Annotated in this window: 13 protein-coding genes and 9 tRNA genes; 10 read left to right on the top strand and 12 right to left on the bottom strand. The window is 40.2% G+C overall.

Annotated elements, in window-relative coordinates; genetic code table 11:
- From B9T66_RS06535 to B9T66_RS06515, 5 genes are all read right to left on the bottom strand, one after another.
- Positions 1-262: glycosyltransferase (locus B9T66_RS06535; RefSeq protein ID WP_143429111.1), on the bottom strand; the 262-nt coding region annotated here is incomplete at its 3' end.
- Between the two features lie 40 nt (positions 263-302).
- Positions 303-390, bottom strand: a tRNA-Ser gene (locus B9T66_RS06530).
- A gap of 35 nt (positions 391-425) precedes the next feature.
- Positions 426-500, bottom strand: a tRNA-Cys gene (locus B9T66_RS06525).
- A 26-nt stretch (positions 501-526) separates the two neighbouring features.
- Positions 527-614 (bottom strand) — tRNA-Leu (locus tag B9T66_RS06520).
- Between the two features lie 60 nt (positions 615-674).
- Positions 675-749: transfer RNA gene (locus tag B9T66_RS06515), tRNA-Gly, on the bottom strand.
- A 158-nt stretch (positions 750-907) separates the two neighbouring features.
- Between B9T66_RS06515 and B9T66_RS06510 the strand changes: the two genes are divergently transcribed.
- From B9T66_RS06510 to B9T66_RS06495, 4 genes are read left to right on the top strand one after another with little or no spacing between them, the layout of a single operon-like run.
- Positions 908-2,062, top strand: a complete 1,155-nt coding sequence (locus B9T66_RS06510) for a succinyldiaminopimelate transaminase (RefSeq protein ID WP_095628175.1) — start codon at positions 908-910, stop codon at positions 2,060-2,062.
- Between the two features lie 7 nt (positions 2,063-2,069).
- Complete coding sequence (gene murC, locus B9T66_RS06505; RefSeq protein ID WP_257874640.1) at positions 2,070-3,389, top strand: UDP-N-acetylmuramate--L-alanine ligase; 1,320 nt, start codon at positions 2,070-2,072, stop codon at positions 3,387-3,389.
- Between the two features lie 27 nt (positions 3,390-3,416).
- Complete coding sequence (locus tag B9T66_RS06500; RefSeq protein ID WP_095628174.1) at positions 3,417-3,773, top strand: hypothetical protein; 357 nt, start codon at positions 3,417-3,419, stop codon at positions 3,771-3,773.
- A gap of 3 nt (positions 3,774-3,776) precedes the next feature.
- Positions 3,777-5,987 carry an endonuclease MutS2 gene (locus B9T66_RS06495; protein ID WP_095628173.1) on the top strand — a complete coding sequence of 737 codons (2,211 nt, stop codon included), beginning with the start codon at positions 3,777-3,779 and terminating at the stop codon, positions 5,985-5,987.
- Positions 5,988-6,048: 61 nt separating this feature from the next.
- Here B9T66_RS06495 and B9T66_RS06490 read toward each other — a convergent pair.
- Both B9T66_RS06490 and B9T66_RS06485 read right to left on the bottom strand, forming a co-directional pair.
- Positions 6,049-6,123, bottom strand: a tRNA-Asn gene (locus tag B9T66_RS06490).
- An 84-nt stretch (positions 6,124-6,207) separates the two neighbouring features.
- Positions 6,208-7,197 carry a hypothetical protein gene (locus B9T66_RS06485; RefSeq protein ID WP_143429110.1) on the bottom strand — a complete coding sequence of 330 codons (990 nt, stop codon included), beginning with the start codon at positions 7,195-7,197 and terminating at the stop codon, positions 6,208-6,210.
- Positions 7,198-7,280: 83 nt separating this feature from the next.
- Between B9T66_RS06485 and B9T66_RS06480 the strand changes: the two genes are divergently transcribed.
- Positions 7,281-7,787, top strand: a complete 507-nt coding sequence (locus tag B9T66_RS06480; RefSeq protein ID WP_095628171.1) for a peptidylprolyl isomerase — start codon at positions 7,281-7,283, stop codon at positions 7,785-7,787.
- Positions 7,788-7,820: 33 nt separating this feature from the next.
- Positions 7,821-8,732, top strand: a complete 912-nt coding sequence (locus tag B9T66_RS06475; RefSeq protein ID WP_095628170.1) for an AEC family transporter — start codon at positions 7,821-7,823, stop codon at positions 8,730-8,732.
- A gap of 21 nt (positions 8,733-8,753) precedes the next feature.
- Here the strand turns inward: B9T66_RS06475 and B9T66_RS06470 are convergent.
- The 5 genes from B9T66_RS06470 to B9T66_RS06450 form a co-directional block, all read right to left on the bottom strand.
- Positions 8,754-8,830: transfer RNA gene (locus B9T66_RS06470), tRNA-Asp, on the bottom strand.
- Positions 8,831-8,848: 18 nt separating this feature from the next.
- Positions 8,849-8,924: transfer RNA gene (locus B9T66_RS06465), tRNA-Val, on the bottom strand.
- Positions 8,925-8,942: 18 nt separating this feature from the next.
- A tRNA-Glu gene (locus tag B9T66_RS06460) sits at positions 8,943-9,017 on the bottom strand.
- A gap of 29 nt (positions 9,018-9,046) precedes the next feature.
- Positions 9,047-9,122 (bottom strand) — tRNA-Lys (locus B9T66_RS06455).
- Between the two features lie 98 nt (positions 9,123-9,220).
- Entirely contained in the window at positions 9,221-11,248 is a 2,028-nt protein-coding gene (locus B9T66_RS06450; protein WP_095628169.1) for an ATP-dependent helicase, read from the bottom strand.
- 146 nt (positions 11,249-11,394) lie between these two features.
- Here B9T66_RS06450 and B9T66_RS06445 point away from each other — a divergent pair, with 146 nt between their 5' ends.
- From B9T66_RS06445 to B9T66_RS06430, 4 genes are all read left to right on the top strand, one after another.
- Positions 11,395-14,049, top strand: coding sequence for a valine--tRNA ligase (locus tag B9T66_RS06445; protein WP_095628168.1), 2,655 nt, complete (start codon positions 11,395-11,397; stop codon positions 14,047-14,049).
- 1 nt (position 14,050) lies between these two features.
- The gene (locus B9T66_RS06440) at positions 14,051-14,704 is read left to right on the top strand and encodes a rhodanese-like domain-containing protein (RefSeq protein WP_180763358.1); all 654 of its coding nucleotides are present in this window, start codon (positions 14,051-14,053) and stop codon (positions 14,702-14,704) included.
- 2 nt (positions 14,705-14,706) lie between these two features.
- Positions 14,707-15,744 (top strand): undecaprenyldiphospho-muramoylpentapeptide beta-N-acetylglucosaminyltransferase, encoded by a 1,038-nt coding sequence (murG, locus tag B9T66_RS06435; RefSeq protein WP_095628166.1) that lies wholly within the window; start codon positions 14,707-14,709, stop codon positions 15,742-15,744.
- 149 nt (positions 15,745-15,893) lie between these two features.
- The gene (locus B9T66_RS06430) at positions 15,894-16,565 is read left to right on the top strand and encodes an outer membrane beta-barrel protein (RefSeq protein ID WP_095628165.1); all 672 of its coding nucleotides are present in this window, start codon (positions 15,894-15,896) and stop codon (positions 16,563-16,565) included.
- Positions 16,566-16,576 lie beyond the last annotated feature (11 nt).

Raw genomic sequence — 16,576 nt, 5'->3', positions numbered from 1 at the left:
TTGATAATAAGTCATTTTTGATATATGCTAATCCGGCATTTCTTGCTATAGATTGTCCTGCATTTTGTTGTGTGATAAGCACAAAACGTGAATCTTTATCACAATACTCTTGTGCGATTTGCCCACTTAAATCTGTGCTACCATCATTAATTAAAATCGCTTTAAAATGTGTGTATGTTTGATTAATAAGAGAATCTAGACATTGGTGTAAATATGCTTGGACATTATAGATTGGCACGATGATATAAAAGAAGGGATTCATTGTGGGTCCTTTGAATCGATTATAAGAAAACAGGAAACTCTGGCCGGGAGAGAGGGATTCGAACCCCCGGAGGTGTGACCCTCAACGGTTTTCAAGACCGCCGCTTTCAACCACTCAGCCATCTCCCGAACTTTTGTATATAAAAAATGTAGTAGGCTAATTTTGGAGGCGACACCCAGATTCGAACTGGGGAATCAAGGCTTTGCAGGCCCATGCCTTACCACTTGGCTATGTCGCCACACATATAATTGTAATCCAAAAAGGTGGTGCCCGAGACCGGACTTGAACCGGTACAGACGCAATGTCCGAGGGATTTTAAGTCCCTTGTGTCTACCAATTTCACCACCCGGGCATAACCCAAAAGTTCCAAAACAAAACACTAAATTATAAAAACTGAGAAAAATAAACGATATGGAGCGGGAAACGGGGATCGAACCCGCGGCCCCAACCTTGGCAAGGTTGTGCTCTACCACTGAGCTATTCCCGCACAAAAATTGGAATTTTAGCAGTGTTTTTCTAAAAAATCAAGCTAAATTCCACAAATAATTAAAATATAAGTTTTTTTCACTACAATAACAGCCTTAAGTGCTTTGTATTTAGGCAAAATAGCCGATTTTACGACATATCTTATATTAAGGATCTTGTGTGCTAACTCAATTCCAAAGCTATCCATTTGAAAAGCTCCGCGCCCTCCTTAGTGGCATAATGCCACCGCAAATACCGCCTATCACACTTACCATAGGCGAACCACAATTCCAAACACCACAAAATATTCAACTTAGTCTCAAAGAAAACACGTCTTTACTCAATAAATATCCAAGATCAAGTGGCGAGGAATATCTCATCAACGCACAACTTGCCTTTATTGCTCATCGCTATGGCATACAACTAAATCCACAACAAATTATCCCTACATTTGGGACGCGTGAGGTGCTTTTTAATTTTCCCCAATTTTATCTCTTTGGCACACAAAACCCTACTATAGCCTACCCTAATCCATTTTATCAAATCTATGAAGGTGCGGCAATTGCGTGCAGGGCTCAAACAATCCTTATGAATCTCACACCACAAAATGCCTTTAAGCCCTCTTTACAATCTCTTTTAGCAAGTCCAAACAAGCCCCAAATTGTGATTCTTAACTCTCCTAACAATCCAACTGGTAGTATCCTAGAGCTTGATGAACTTATAGAATGGGTGCAAAAAGCGCTTGAATATGACTTTGTAATTTTAAGTGATGAATGTTATAGCGAACTTTATGTCGATACAAAACCAACAAGTATCCTAGAAGCAAGTCTTAAAGCAGGGAATACGAATTTTAAAAATATCCTAGCACTTAATTCTATATCCAAGCGTTCTAGTGCTCCGGGACTTAGAAGCGGATTTATTGCCGGAGATAGCGATATTTTAAAAGCCTATGGTTTATATCGCACATACATTGGGTGCGCTATCCCACTGCCACTCCAAAAAGCCGCTGCATATGCGTGGGAAGATTTTCACTCACCAGAACAAAGCCGCGCAATCTATGCAGAGAATCTCCGCGTAGCCCAAAAAATATTCCCTGATATTCACATCAGTCCATATACATTTTATGTATGGCTTAATGTAGGCGATGATGAGGAATTTTGCAAATATATATATGCCACTGAAGGCATTAGTGTGCTACCAGGTAGCTTTTTGGGGCGCAATGGCGTTGGTAAAGGTTATGTGCGCCTTGCTCTTGTGTATGATACGCCCACTATCACAGACGCACTAAAACGCATACGCACATCTCTTCAAAATTTTCAAAAAATACACAAATAGGACAACAATGCAAAAAGCGATGAAAATACATTTTATTGGTATTGGTGGGATTGGAATCTCTGGATTAGCGCGTTATCTTATGGCTCAAGGCGCACAGATTAGTGGATCTGACATTGCACAAAGCAACGCCATAAAAGAACTAAAGGCCCAAGGAGTGCCTATCACAATCCCACACAACGCAGATTGCATTACCGATCAAGATCTTGTGATACATTCTGCTATCATCAAACCTGATAATGTCGAAGTCTTAAGTGCTCTTGAAAAAAAAATCCCCGTCCTTTCACGATCACAAGCCCTAGAATTTATCCTCAAGGACAAAAGAGTATTTAGTATCTGTGGAGCACATGGCAAAAGCACAACAAGCGCAATGCTTAGCAGTATATTTCCAGAATATGGCGCAATAATTGGCGCAGATTCTAAAGAATTTGGCTCTAATGTGCGTGCGTGTGCGAGTGAGAATCTCATCTTTGAAGCTGATGAATCTGATAAGAGCTTTTTAAATTCCAACCCATATTATGCAATCGTGCCAAACGCCGAACCCGAACATATGGAAACATACAATCACAACCTAGAGGAATTTTATAGCGCATACGATGCGTTTTTGCAACTTGCCAAAAAACGCGTTATCAATATCCAAGATACCTACCTCCAAAATGTCAATCTCCAAGCCACAAAGCTAAATCCCAAACACGATATTTGTGATATCACATATATGATTGATAATGGCGAACCATACACGAGATTCACACTTAAAAATGTAGGGACTTTTCAAGTCTATGGTTTTGGTGAGCATATCGCACTTAATGCCTCTTTGGCGATTTTATGCGCACTTGATGAGGGCAAAGATACAGCACAAATTGCTACAAATCTCCGTAATTTCAAAGGCATAAAAAAGCGTTTTGATATACTTCAAAAAGGTGCGACTACTATTATTGATGATTACGCACATCACCCCACAGAGATTCTAGCCACGCTAAAAAGCGCCCGAATTTATGCTAACCTTAGTGACTTACATCGTATTATCGCCATTTGGCAACCACACAAATACTCGCGCCTTGTAGAGAATCTTCAAAGTTTTAAAACATGCTTTGATCTTTGTGATGAATTAGTAATTTTGCCTGTGTGGCGTGCTGGTGAAAAAGAAATAGCTATCGACTTGCCTGCTGAATTTGCGCATTATAAACCTACCTTTGCCACACATATCAAAAAAGAAAATCAAGGCATTGCATTGTATAATGACATGCACAAACTGCGTGATCTTCAAAATGCACTTATTATAGGATTAGGGGCTGGGGATATCACCTATCAACTACGCGGTGAAAAATAATACACACAACACTTAAAAAGGATTTTTATGGCTTATATGTTATTTGTTATTTTTGTTACATTGCTTATCGCGCTCATTATAATGATTATAAAAGATTCACAAGAAATTGACACAAAAAAGCGTATTGGCATTACCATAAGTCTTGTTATTATCGTGGGCTTAGGCGGTGTTTACACATATTTACAAGATCAAGATGCACAAAACCTCTATGAACTGCAAAATGCCTTTAATCGTGGAGAATCCTTGCAGTGCAAAATGAATGACGATACTCTTGTAGTCCAAAAGCAAGATTTTGAAATCACAAGCGGTATCAAATCACTTCAAGGCAAAGACAACTCCCCATACAAGGGTATAAAAATCCTCTTAGAATCTTGTAGCAAATAGCACATGCACGCACTCTCTAAACTTATCAATGCCCTTGATTTAGAGGATTTTATCCATACTTTTGAGAGTTTTTTGGCACGCCCCAAAGACTTTGCATTTAGTGGCGATAGACGAGTTTTTGCCCATTTTTTACAAGAATTAGAATCTACACGCATAAGCCCACTCCCAAAGCTAAAAGACTTACAAAGCGCCCTTACTCATCTCCAAAAGTTTGGTGTTTTAAGTTTTGAGGATATTTTTGAATTTGTAAAACTTGTGCGATATTTTGCCTACCTAAAACGCCTCATAAAAGAAGATACGCCACATCTTCACGCTTGGCTAGATTCAATCCAAATCCCACCACATATTGCACAACTTTGTGAGATCTTTGAAGATGATGGCGAATTAAAGCGTGGGATTTATCCAGATATTGATGGCATAAAAGACGCTATTGCTCGCACACAACAGCATATCACACAAGCTTTTAATGCCCTACTTGGAAGCATAAAAACATATCTTGTAGATCAGCAGATTCACTACATTAACCAAACAGAATGCCTACTGCTAAAGGCTGGGTTTAATAATGCGCTCAAAGGCATCATTATCGCGCGTAGTGCCAATGGCTTTTTTTATGTCCTCCCACAAAATATCGCCGAACTAAAAACAAAGCAAAGTAGCCTCAATGACACGCTCCAATCCCTCCTATATGAGCTTTGCAAAGATTTAAGCGCGAGTTTGCAAAAGCAACTTATGTTTTTGCGATTTTTAAATAAAGAATTTGATAAATTTGATCATATCTATGCGCGTCATAGTTTTGCCAAGGCGTATAATTTGGAATTTGTGTATGAATCTAGCAAAGAAGATATTGTGCTAAAAGATTTTTGTCATCCAATCCTTAAAAATCCAAAGCCTCTAAATATCGAGATTCACAAAAAAATCACCCTTATTACTGGCGTTAATGCCGGAGGTAAGACCATTTTATTAAAATCCATTTTGTGTGCAAGTTTGCTAAGCAAATATCTCTTGCCACTAAAAATCAATGCCGCGCACTCTAAAATCCCACTTTTTAAACATATCTTTGCCATTATTTCAGATCCACAAAATAGCAAAAATGACATTTCAACATTTGCAGGGCGTATGGTGGAATTTGCACAAATTTTGGGTGAGGATAATTTTTTACTAGGTATCGATGAGATTGAACTGGGCACAGATTCTCAAGAGGCAGCAAGTCTATACAAAGTCATTTTAGAGCACCTAAGCCACAAACAATGCAAGATTATTCTTACCACACACCACAAGAGCCTTGCGGCATTGATGGCAAATAGGGAAGATGTCGCATTAATTGCAGCCTTGTATGATGAAGTAAAATCACGCCCACTTTATGAGTTTTTGCAAGGTAGCATTGGCAAAAGTTACGCGTTTGAAACTGCCAAAAACTATGGGATTCCAGCGACTTTAATCAATCGCGCACAAGAAGTCTATGGCGAGGATAAAAAATATTTAAACGAACTTATTGAGCGCTCTAGCACACTTGAGCGAGAACTCAAACAAAAAATGCGTCTCTTAGAGCAAAAAGAACAAGCGTATGAACGCAAAGCACAAGCCCTAAATGAAACTATTACAAATTATGAACGCGAATACACGCACATAAAAACCGAACTAGAACGCACTTATCGCAATGCCCTTAATGAACTTAAAAAACATATGAAAGAAAATGACAACAAAGCCATTCATCGTGGTATCAACACAGCAAATGCAATCTTACAAACACATACACACCACTACACCCCAAATAAACCCAAAGAAACAAGCCTCAAAAAAGGTGATTATGCCAAATACGGACAAAGTCGCGGAGTGATTATCGAGATTATGGGAAAAATGTGTAGCCTTGAACTTGAAAATGGTGTGCGCCTCAAACTCCCACTCCACCAACTAAAACCTACACAAAAACCCCAAGCAATACATTCCAAAACATCGCCCACGCCCTCAAAGCCTACAAATGTGAGTCTTGATCTCCACGGAATGCGTGTCCAAGAGGCTATAGAAACACTTGATGATTTTCTCTCAAATGCCCTCATAACAGGATTTGATGAAGTGCTTGTGTATCATGGGATTGGCACAGGCAAACTAAGTGCAGCTGTGGCAGAATTTTTAAAATCTCACCCAAAAATCCAATCCTTTGGTGATGCACCACTGAATCTAGGTGGTTTTGGTGCAAAAATTATCAAGCTCTAAAATAAAACCTATATCTAAAAATCGTGATTGAAAAAGTATATCTGAAGTCTTAAAAAGAAGATGGCTCCGGATGCAGGATTCGAACCTGCGACCAAGCGGTTAACAGCCGCCTACTCTACCGCTGAGCTAATCCGGAATTTCAAAAAAGCGTAATTATAAAGAAGTTTTCTCAAAAAGTCAAGCACCAATCCCCATAGAAATTGCAAAATACCATAGTCTTTTAAAAAAATCTTTGTCTTTTGTGCAATGCCGCGCAACTTTTTGCAATATCTCCATCTTGAAGCACCTTTTTTTCATCAAGCGAACACAAAAAATCTTGCACCACTTCTTTTTTGACAAGCACAGGCAAATAACTATGATATGTAAGGCTAATAAGTCCCAAAAAATTCCCTTTTGTGTCAAAAATCCCCTTACCATAGGCAAAATTAGGATACCAATCGCGTTTTAACTGATAGCCATATTTGACATATGTAGCAGACGCTTGATCATAATACGTCTCTACTTCACCAACTTGCATTGTTTTTGGCACAAAAGAATAATATTTATCCACATAAGGAAATAATACATTTTGATTAGGATTTATGCTTGGTGTTTTGTTAAAGACATCTATTGTAACACGCTTTTGGATTCTATCGTGATAGTAACTCTTTTGCACAACATTGCAATAATCATCTGTGCTTGCGATATTTTCCAAAAGCGCTAAGCCACTTTGGGTATCCACAGCCATAAGATGCAATTTTGCAACACAAATAATTTCAGGCGCGCTAGAATCTTGCATTTTGACATACACGCGACGCGGTATGAGCGAGGCACTATACACAACCTCACTTGAAGTAATATACAAACCATTTTTAAGCATATTTGCAAAACCTCGACGCATAGAGCCATCATTAAAATGCACCTCGATAATCGCTGTGGCATAAATCCAATCTGGCAAAGGTTCTGGGAGAATGTATTGTTGAGGCAAAAGCGCAGAAGAAAGCATAGGGGCTGTATTTTGATTAGAAATATCATCAAGATTCTCTTTTGATAAAGATGCGTAATCTAGCCCCTCACCCAATCTAGAATCTAACCCACGCAAAGGCGAGGACTTATGAATCCCAAATGAATCTATAACACCCTCTTGTATAAGCATATCTTCATCATACACATCTGCATGCAGCAATACACACATACAGACAATGCTCATAACCCTTGCAATCCTTTGCAATTTTTTGTCCTTTTTTAAGCGAAAGTATGTTGCTATATCGGTAAAATACGCCGTATTTTTACCTCACGATTAAGGAGTTTTTCATGGAAGAATTAAAGGTTTTTGACATCAATCCACAGGAATTACAAAAGCTTAACTACGCGCTTATTAAGACAAATAAAGGCTCTATGCTTGTTAAATTGTTTCCCGATGATGCACCCCAAACCGTAACCAACTTTGCTACCCTCGCAAAAGATGGTTTTTATAATAACCTCACTTTTCACCGCGTAATACCTGGATTTGTTGCGCAAGGTGGTTGTCCTATAGGCAATGGCACAGGGGGTCCGGGATATAGAATCCGTTGTGAATTAAAAGACAATCCAAACCTACATAAAAAAGGCTCACTTTCTATGGCACACGCAGGGCGTGATACTGGTGGTAGCCAATTTTTTATTTGCTTCTTGGAGCAACCTCATCTTGATGGTGAACACACCGTTTTTGGACGCATACAACCCAACAAACGCGAAAGTCTCAAGGTTTTAGATTCACTCAAGCAAGGTGATATTATAGAATCTATTGAAATTTTTGAGGAAGAACCTCAAGAAAACTAACACGCGCTTTAGACACAAAGCAAGGAGAAAGGAATGTTTGTCTTTGAGCCATTATTTACGATTTTTGTGCTGCTTTTTGGTGGTTATGTCGCCAAAAGATTGGGTGTCCTCAAACAAAAGCAATCCAAGATGTTTCTTGATTTTGCCCTGCTCTTTGCTCTCCCCTGTCTTATTTTTGAAAATACCTACAAGCTCAAATTTGATACAGAACTGCTAGGAGTGATCGCCATAGGGCTCTGCTCTAATATCCTAACAACTTGTATCATCATAGTCCTTGGCAAAATGCTTAGATTCTCAAAAATTACCTTAGTAAGTATGGCACTGCTTACATGCTTTGGTAACACACTCTTTGTGGGGATACCTATCATTTCTGCGCTCTATCCAGATCCACAATATATGGGTGAGGTGATTTGTTATGATGCTCTAGCCACTATGCTACCAATTTTACTTTTTGGTTCATTTGTTATCAATCTCGCATACCCCAACAAACCAAGCCTAATCCAAAATATCAAAGCTATTGTGATGTTTCCGCCATTTATCGCGCTTATCTTGGGATTAGTATGTAGCCTTATCAAATTACCATCATTTATCTTTGGTCCTATTACGCTTTTTGGGCATTCAGCGACACCTGTGGCACTCTTTGCCATTGGGCTTTCTTTGGGCTTTAGTGCGATTAAAAATTCCTACAAAAGCGTAACGCTTGTCATAATAGGCAAAATGCTTTTAGCACCACTTATTTTTATAGGTATAACTCATATCCTCCACATATCCTCATCGCCATCTATGATGATTGCTATCTTTGAAACTGCTATGCCGACTATGACTCTTGCTGGAGCTATGGTCATGAAAGCAAAGCTAGATTCCAATCTTGCAGTAAGTGCGATTGCTTTTGGATTGCTGTTTAGTGCAGTATCAATACCATTTTGGGTTTGGATGTTGTATTAAAAAAGAGAGAAATATATGTAATGGCGGAACGGACGGGGCTCGAACCCGCGACCCCCTGCGTGACAGGCAGGTATTCTAACCAACTGAACTACCGCTCCACCTTATTAGAATAAGAATGGTGGTCGCTATAAGACTCGAACTTATGACATCCACCTTGTAAGGGTGGCGCTCTACCAACTGAGCTAAGCGACCAAAGGAAATAAATAAAAGTGGTGACCCCTAGGGGATTCGAACCCCTGTAGCCACCGTGAAAGGGTGGTATCCTAACCGTTAGATGAAGGGGCCACTTTTATTTACAAAGAAAATCATTGAAGTGGTGACCCGTGTTGGATTCGAACCAACGGCCCATTCCTTAAAAGGGAATTGCTCTACCAGCTGAGCTAACGGGTCATCAAGCTATTTTAGCCCTGCACCTTTTGTTACAAAAAAGCGAAATTATAGTCATTTTGCTAACGTTTGTCAAGAGATACTTCAGCAACTTTATGGATTTATGGTGTATTTTTCTTCAAAAGTTTAGTCTCATACAAAAATCTTGAGGGTTCATAATCAATGCCCTTAAGCGCATCTCTTTTGGCATAAGAAAGCACGAGGTTTTCCTTAGCGCGTGTAATGGCTACATACAAAAGTCGCCGCTCCTCTTCCAAACTCCCACCTTTATTCATCAATTTCACATTTGGGAATCGCCCATCCATTAAATCCACAATATATACATCTCTAAATTCTAAGCCCTTGCTGGCATGCACGCTAAGGAGATTTACGCCGCTACCCTCATTTGCCTCGCTTGAGCCAAGCACCATAGCATTAAGAAATTTTCCCATTTCTTTATAATTACACGCCAAATCGCGCAACAAAGAAACTTTGCGATCAATATTATCTAATGCCTTTTGCAAACGCTCTGAATCTATACTTCCATCTTTGTTTTTGGCGCGAGTTTGCGCGAGATGATACGCGATATCCTTAAAAAATTGACTATGTGCAATGCGCGCAATACAATCCTTTGGGCTTGTAATATCGTGTATCTCACTAAGCATTGCAAAAAATGTATCCAAAAACTGCGCACCCTTAAGAGTAAGCTTTGGGTGTTCCAAAATAGGGTGTGAAGCAAATTGCTTAGAAATATGCTCATCAAAGCGATTTTGTGCTTGCAAGGCAAAAAAATCATCAAAAAGTCCAAGCTCTGTATTTTTTGCTTTCTGTTCATAAGGGCGCACCAAAAGATCCGGACTAAAAAGCCCTCTAAGCGCTACGCCATTCCCAAGTCGCAATAAAGATTCATAAATATCCTTTGCCATTGCATTACCTATGCCCTTGCCATAGCCCAAAATATGAATATATGCCATCATATCACGCGGATATGTTGCTATCGCACAAATATCAAGCACAACAGAAACTTCCTTGCTATCAAAAAAGCTTGTGCTACCCTTGCGTTTGCACGAGATTCCAAGCTCACGCAAACAAGCCTCCAAACCATCAGCACTTGCATTATTACGAAAAATAATAGCAATATCTTCGTGCTTATAGTTACTTAGCGCGATATGCTTAGCAATCCCTTGATATTGCGCAAACAACTCTTCAAAGCCCAAGAGTTTTGGCGATGCAAAAGCGCCCTCCTTGATAACCTCCAAGCTTTTAGGATAGATTCTAGGATTATGCTTAATAAGCCTATCAGCTAGAGACAAAATCTTTTCTGAAGAACGATAATTTTTACTCAACGTAAAAACCTGCGCATTTGGATACTTAGTCGTAAAATTTCCTATAATCCCAATATCCGCTCCATTAAACGCATAAATACTTTGATCATAATCCCCCACACAAAACAGACTTTTTGGATTCAAAGCCTGCAATATAGAATCTTGCAAGGGATTTGTGTCTTGGTATTCATCACACAACACTTCAGCAAACTCCAATACATTGCGCGTAATCTCATCTCTAAAAAGCAATAACAAATCATTATAATCCGCATAATTGTGGTATCGCTTCAGCTCATCAAATTCCGCCAATACATCTTCATAAATCTTGACATATGGCGCTTGTGCAGGAATTTTTTGGCATATCCACTCACCAAAGCTTAGTGTCGATCCGCTATTAAGATATAGCGAATAGCTATCATAGAGATATTGTGAAGTATAAACCGATGCCGAGCTACGATCGCTAAACACGCGCTTTTCAAAAAGGCTTTTTAATAGAATCTTTAGCTCTTTTGGTTGCTTAAGGCTAATATGCAAATGTTCTTTGAGGTATCGATATGCCACGGCGTGAAATGTGCCAGATTCTATCTCACCAGCGACTTTAGCACCAAAAAATCTCCCCACACGCTCAATCATTTCTTGACTCGCCTTGTTTGTAAAGGTCAAGAGTAAAATCTCCTTGGGGTGCACGCCATTTTGGAGCAAAAACGCGATACGCCCTACAATCGTGGAGGTTTTACCTGTTCCAGCCGAAGCAATGATAAGATTATAGCCTTGCTTAGCAGTTGCGGCGCGATATTGTTCTTGATTGAGGCGAGAGAGAGGCATAGAAGTTATTTGCTAAGAGATTGTAGGCGTTTTTTATTAGTGCTATGGATATTGCCCAATGATTTGCTCTCATAAGCCATACAATCTCCTTAGAAGTTTGTTATAATTCCCTAAAATTATACAACCAAAGAAATAAGGGTGCTCTTATGCAAGAAAAAAAAGCTTACAATCCACAAGCCATAGAATCTAAAATTTATGAAATATGCCAAGAACGCGGATATTTTGAAGTCGATAGAAGCAAACAAAAAAACTTTTGTATTATGATGCCCCCGCCAAATGTTACAGGTGTGCTACACATCGGACACGCATTCACATTCAGCCTCCAAGACATTATTACACGCTATAAGCGTATGGACGGCTATGCGACATTATATCAACCAGGTATGGATCACGCAGGAATTGCGACACAAAATATCGTCGAAAAACAACTCTTAGCCCAAGGTATCAGCAAAGAAAGTATCGGTCGTGAGGCATTTATTGATAAAGTATGGCAATGGAAAGAAGAATCTGGTGGCAAGATTCTAAACCAAATGCGAAAACTTGGTATCTCTCCAGCGTGGAGTAGATTGCGTTTTACAATGGATGATGGCTTAAAAAATGCCGTCAAAAAAGCATTTGTGCAATGGTATGAACAAGGGCTTATCATTCAAGATTCATATATGATTAATTGGTGCACACACGATGGCGCACTAAGCGATATAGAAGTAGAATACAAACAAAATGATGGCTTTTTGTATCACATCAAATATCCGATTAAAGATTCTACACAATCCCTCATCGTTGCCACCACACGCCCAGAAACATTTTTTGGTGATACTGCGGTAATGGTAAATCCAGATGATGAACGCTATACACACCTTGTGGGTAAAAGTATCGTGCTTCCTTTGCTTAATCGCGAGATTCCTATCATCGCAGATTCACATGTAGATATGAGCTTTGGAACAGGGTGCGTTAAGGTAACACCTGCACACGATATGAATGACTATGAAGTAGGCAAACGCCACAATCTGCCCTCACTTGTCGTCTTTGATGAAAAAGGGATTCTCAATGATTTAGCCGGAGAGTTTGCGGGATTAGAACGCCTCCAAGCACGAGAACAAATCGTTGCAAAACTACAAAGCGAGGGCTTTATCCACGCCATAGAGCCTTATCAAAATCAAGTGGGGGTATGCTATCGTTGTGGTAATGTCATAGAACCCTATATTTCTAAGCAATGGTTTGTCAAAAAAGAAGTCGCTACAAAGGCGATAGAACGCGTTAATAATGGTGAAGCAAAATTTTTCCCTGCGCAATGGCTTAATAACTACAATGCGTGGATGCGTGATTTACGCCCTTGGTGCATTAGTCGGCAACTTTGGTGGGGACACAGAATCCCTGTGTGGTATTGCGCGTGTGGAGAAAAAGTAGCTAGTGAAATTGATAACCCTACTTGCCCCAAATGCCACGCCACCATTACCACACAAGATAATGATGTGCTTGATACTTGGTTTAGCTCTGCATTGTGGGCATTTAGCACACTTGGTTGGGGCAATACAAACGCCACACACCAACAAAACGACACGACACACGCACTCTATCACGATGAGGATTTACAGAGATTCTATCCTAATTCCTTGCTTATCACAGGCTTTGATATTTTGTTTTTTTGGGTGGCGCGTATGCTCCTAGCAGGAGAATCTTTATTAGGTAAGCTACCTTTTAAAGACATATATCTACACGCTCTTGTGCGTGATGAAAATGGCGAAAAAATGAGTAAATCAAAAGGCAATGTCATCGATCCTCTTGAGATTATCGCGACATATGGCGCAGATTCTGTGCGTTTTACACTCGCTAGTTTATGTGCGCAAGGTAGAGATATTAAACTCTCACACGCCCAACTTGAGCTTAGCAAAAACTTTGCCAACAAAATCTATAATGCCGCGCAATTCCTGCTTATGTATGCCGCACAACTTCGCCCACAAAATCCTTATTTCACAGATGAGAATCTTACATTCTCTACACCGCTTGGGCGTTATATGCACTCGCGCCTAGCCTTTGCAACCAAACAACTCCGCCACGCGCTAGATAACTATCGCTTTAATGACGCCACAAGCATACTGCACCACTTTTTGTGGAATGAATTTTGTGATTGGGGTATCGAACTTGCCAAAGCCCAAAAAGAAGCCATTTTTGAATTAGGCATAGTGTTTAAAGAGAGCTTAAAACTTCTGCATCCATTTATGCCATTTATCACCGAAGATTTGTGGCATGCACTTAGTGGCACAAGCTTAGAGGCAAGCCAATCAATTATGATAGCTACATTCCCTACAGACACGACACAAGATGATTATATAGAGCAAGAATTCACATTGATTAAAGATTGTATCACTTCCTTGCGCCGTATCAAAGCAACCCTAGAATTAGGCAATGCCCCAATACAACAAGCCTTTGTGCGTATAAATACCTCTATAGATGTAGCAGTGCTGAGACTTTTTGTCAATAAACTTGCTAAAGTTGAGAATCTCACTATATTAGATTCTCACGCTGCTAATCCAGCCGAATGTATAAGCGATGTCGGAGAAGTAGCACAAACTTTCATAGCACTCCATGGGATTGATATTAGCGCTATCATCACACGCCTACAATCCCAAGAAACAAAGCTCCAAAAAGAAATTACAAAACTTAATGCTATGCTAGAAAATCCAAACTTTGTCAAAAACGCACCACAACAAGTGCTAGAGCAAAACCGCACCGCCCTACAAAATGCCAAAGACAAACTCCAAAAAGTCCAAAACGAACTCCACACACTCCAAAGGAAGTAATATGCCAACACGCAAAGCAAAAAAAAGACTACAACTCTTTATATTCATATTTCTTGCTGCATTTTGTGTAGCGCTTATCATAATCTTTTGGCTCAAAAAACCACATCTTGCAACCCCAAATGCCTACATCGCCCTTACACAAAGCTACTTAGAGCTCAAAAATACTCCAAATACGCACACACAATCTAGCGCACAAGAAGACGCGCGCGCGCTTATCCAACGCGCCAATGCCACAGGCTATCAGCTCATAGATTCACACGCACTAGCACAAGATCTTGATTCTTTTGTCATCATAGCCACGCTACCACGCGGAATCTACAATCTAGGATTAATCCCTAGTGCCAAACATTTTGCCTTTGCCAAAAGCCCAAGCCTCAAAGAAATAGGCAAAGGCACACAACAAGAATGGAATCAAGATAGCCCCGATCGCTCACAACAAGAATTTTTAGAATTTTTGGGAGCGGATAAAAATGCAAAAATTCTCTTTTATGATGAAGGTGATGATATTTTTGCGCCTGTAGGAAGTGCGCATACTGCGATATTATGGGCGCAAAATTTTGGTTATACCAACCTCTATCGCCTCGTGGGTGGTTTTGGTGCATGGAAAGCCTTAGGCAACCCTATAAGCACCCAAAAACCACATTGTTGTGAGTAACTATGTTTGCCATTACAGGTGGTGGCACAGGCGGTCATCTCGCCATAGCCAAAGCTCTTGCCCAAGAACTCCAAAAAAGGCAAATCCCTTGTATCTACATAGGCTCGCACGCAGGACAAGACAAAATGTGGTTTGCACAAAGCGATCTGTTTAGTGCAGTGTATTTTTTGGATAGCACAGGCGTAGTCAATAAAAAAGGCTTAGCCAAACTCGCCGCCCTACACAAAATCTATAATGCAACCAAAATGTGCAAAAAACTTTTTGCACGCCATAACACACAAGCAGTCATTAGTGTAGGAGGCTTTAGCGCAGCAGGTGCTTCATTAGCGACTTTGGGAAGCAAGGTTAAGCTCTTTATCCACGAACAAAATGCCATAAGTGGCTCATTAAACAAACTCCTAAGCCCATTTGCTACCCAAATTTTTGGCTCTTTTGCACTTGCAAATAAGCGTTTTTATCGCTGTGATTATCCTGTGCGTCAAGAATTTTTTGCCCACGCACGCACACGCACAGAGATAAAAACTATACTCTTTTTGGGTGGCTCACAAGGCGCAAAAGCAATAAACAATATCGCACTAGATCTCGCGCCTACACTTTTAGCGCGTGGGTATCACATCATTCATCAATGCGGTGAGAGAGACAAAGAGCGCATAAGCCAAGCCTACGCACAACAAAGTATCTTGCAAGACATTGAGCTTTTTGCCTTTAGCCCCAAGCTCATTGATTTTGTGGAAAAAAGTGATGTGTGTATCAGTCGTGCTGGAGCTGGAAGCGTGTGGGAGAGTTGCGCCAATGGTTTGCCTTGCTTTTTTATCCCCTATCCATTTGCAGCCAAAGATCACCAATACCACAATGCCCTAGAGTTTGCCACTGCCAACCTCGCGCAAGTATGTAGAGAATCTACCCTCCACCCACAACAAATCCTAACATTTTTGGACTCACTTACTCCACGCATTGCGCAAGTCTCACAAGCCTTGCAAGACAAAATCTCACCAAATGGTGCGCGCACTATCATCTCACAAATCCTCGCATTGCTTTAGTATTTTTTTCACACAACCAACAAAATATACACTAAGCTCATAAAATTAAGGATTGCATAAGAATTTAGAGATAAAATGGATACGTTTTGCTCTAGTTTCTCCAAAAACTAGACAAACGATACCAACAACAAAACCCTAAAGGAGTTTGCATGAAAAAGCTTATCGTAAGTGGAGCATTAGCTCTAGCATTTAGCACAAGCGCTGTAGTTGCAGAAGAAAGTGGTGCATTTGTGGGTGTGGATCTCGGACTTGCCAATCTCTCTAAAATGACAAGCGAATCGTCTATAAATGGTAGCACACAAACAACTTATGCTCTTGGTAGCCTTAGATATGGTCTTATGGGTGGTTATAAGTGGTTTTTCACAGAAAATGTAGGCTTGAGAGCGTATGTAGCACTCAATAATGGCACGAGCTATTTGCAAGATGCTTCTACTGGTGGAAATGGTCAAACACCAAATGGCAACCAATTCAACTCGATGTTTGTGAATGCTAATGTGGATTTCCTTAATACGTTTTATAATAGTGAGCAAGTCTCTGCTGGATGGTTTGCTGGTCTCTCTCTTGGTGTAGGTATCCATTCTGGCGGTATCGTAAAAGCCACCACCGCAAATAGCAATCTCTCTAACATCTCAGGCTTTGATATGGGGATAAATCTCGGTCTTAGAACACTATTTGGCAAAAAACACGGCATAGAGTTCTTTACACGCTTTGGTGTGATTGGTGCGAGTGCTACGGCAGAAATGAATGGTGTTCCTGTAAAAACTGATATGAGCACAACACAAATCTACAACACCGGTGTGCGCTATACTTACAATTTCTAGTGCTACCAAAA

The organism is Helicobacter sp. TUL (genome assembly GCF_002287135.1).
GTDB lineage: Bacteria > Campylobacterota > Campylobacteria > Campylobacterales > Helicobacteraceae > Helicobacter_F.
Note: the sequence above shows the minus strand (reverse complement) of the source record. Positions and strands in the feature narration are given on the sequence as shown.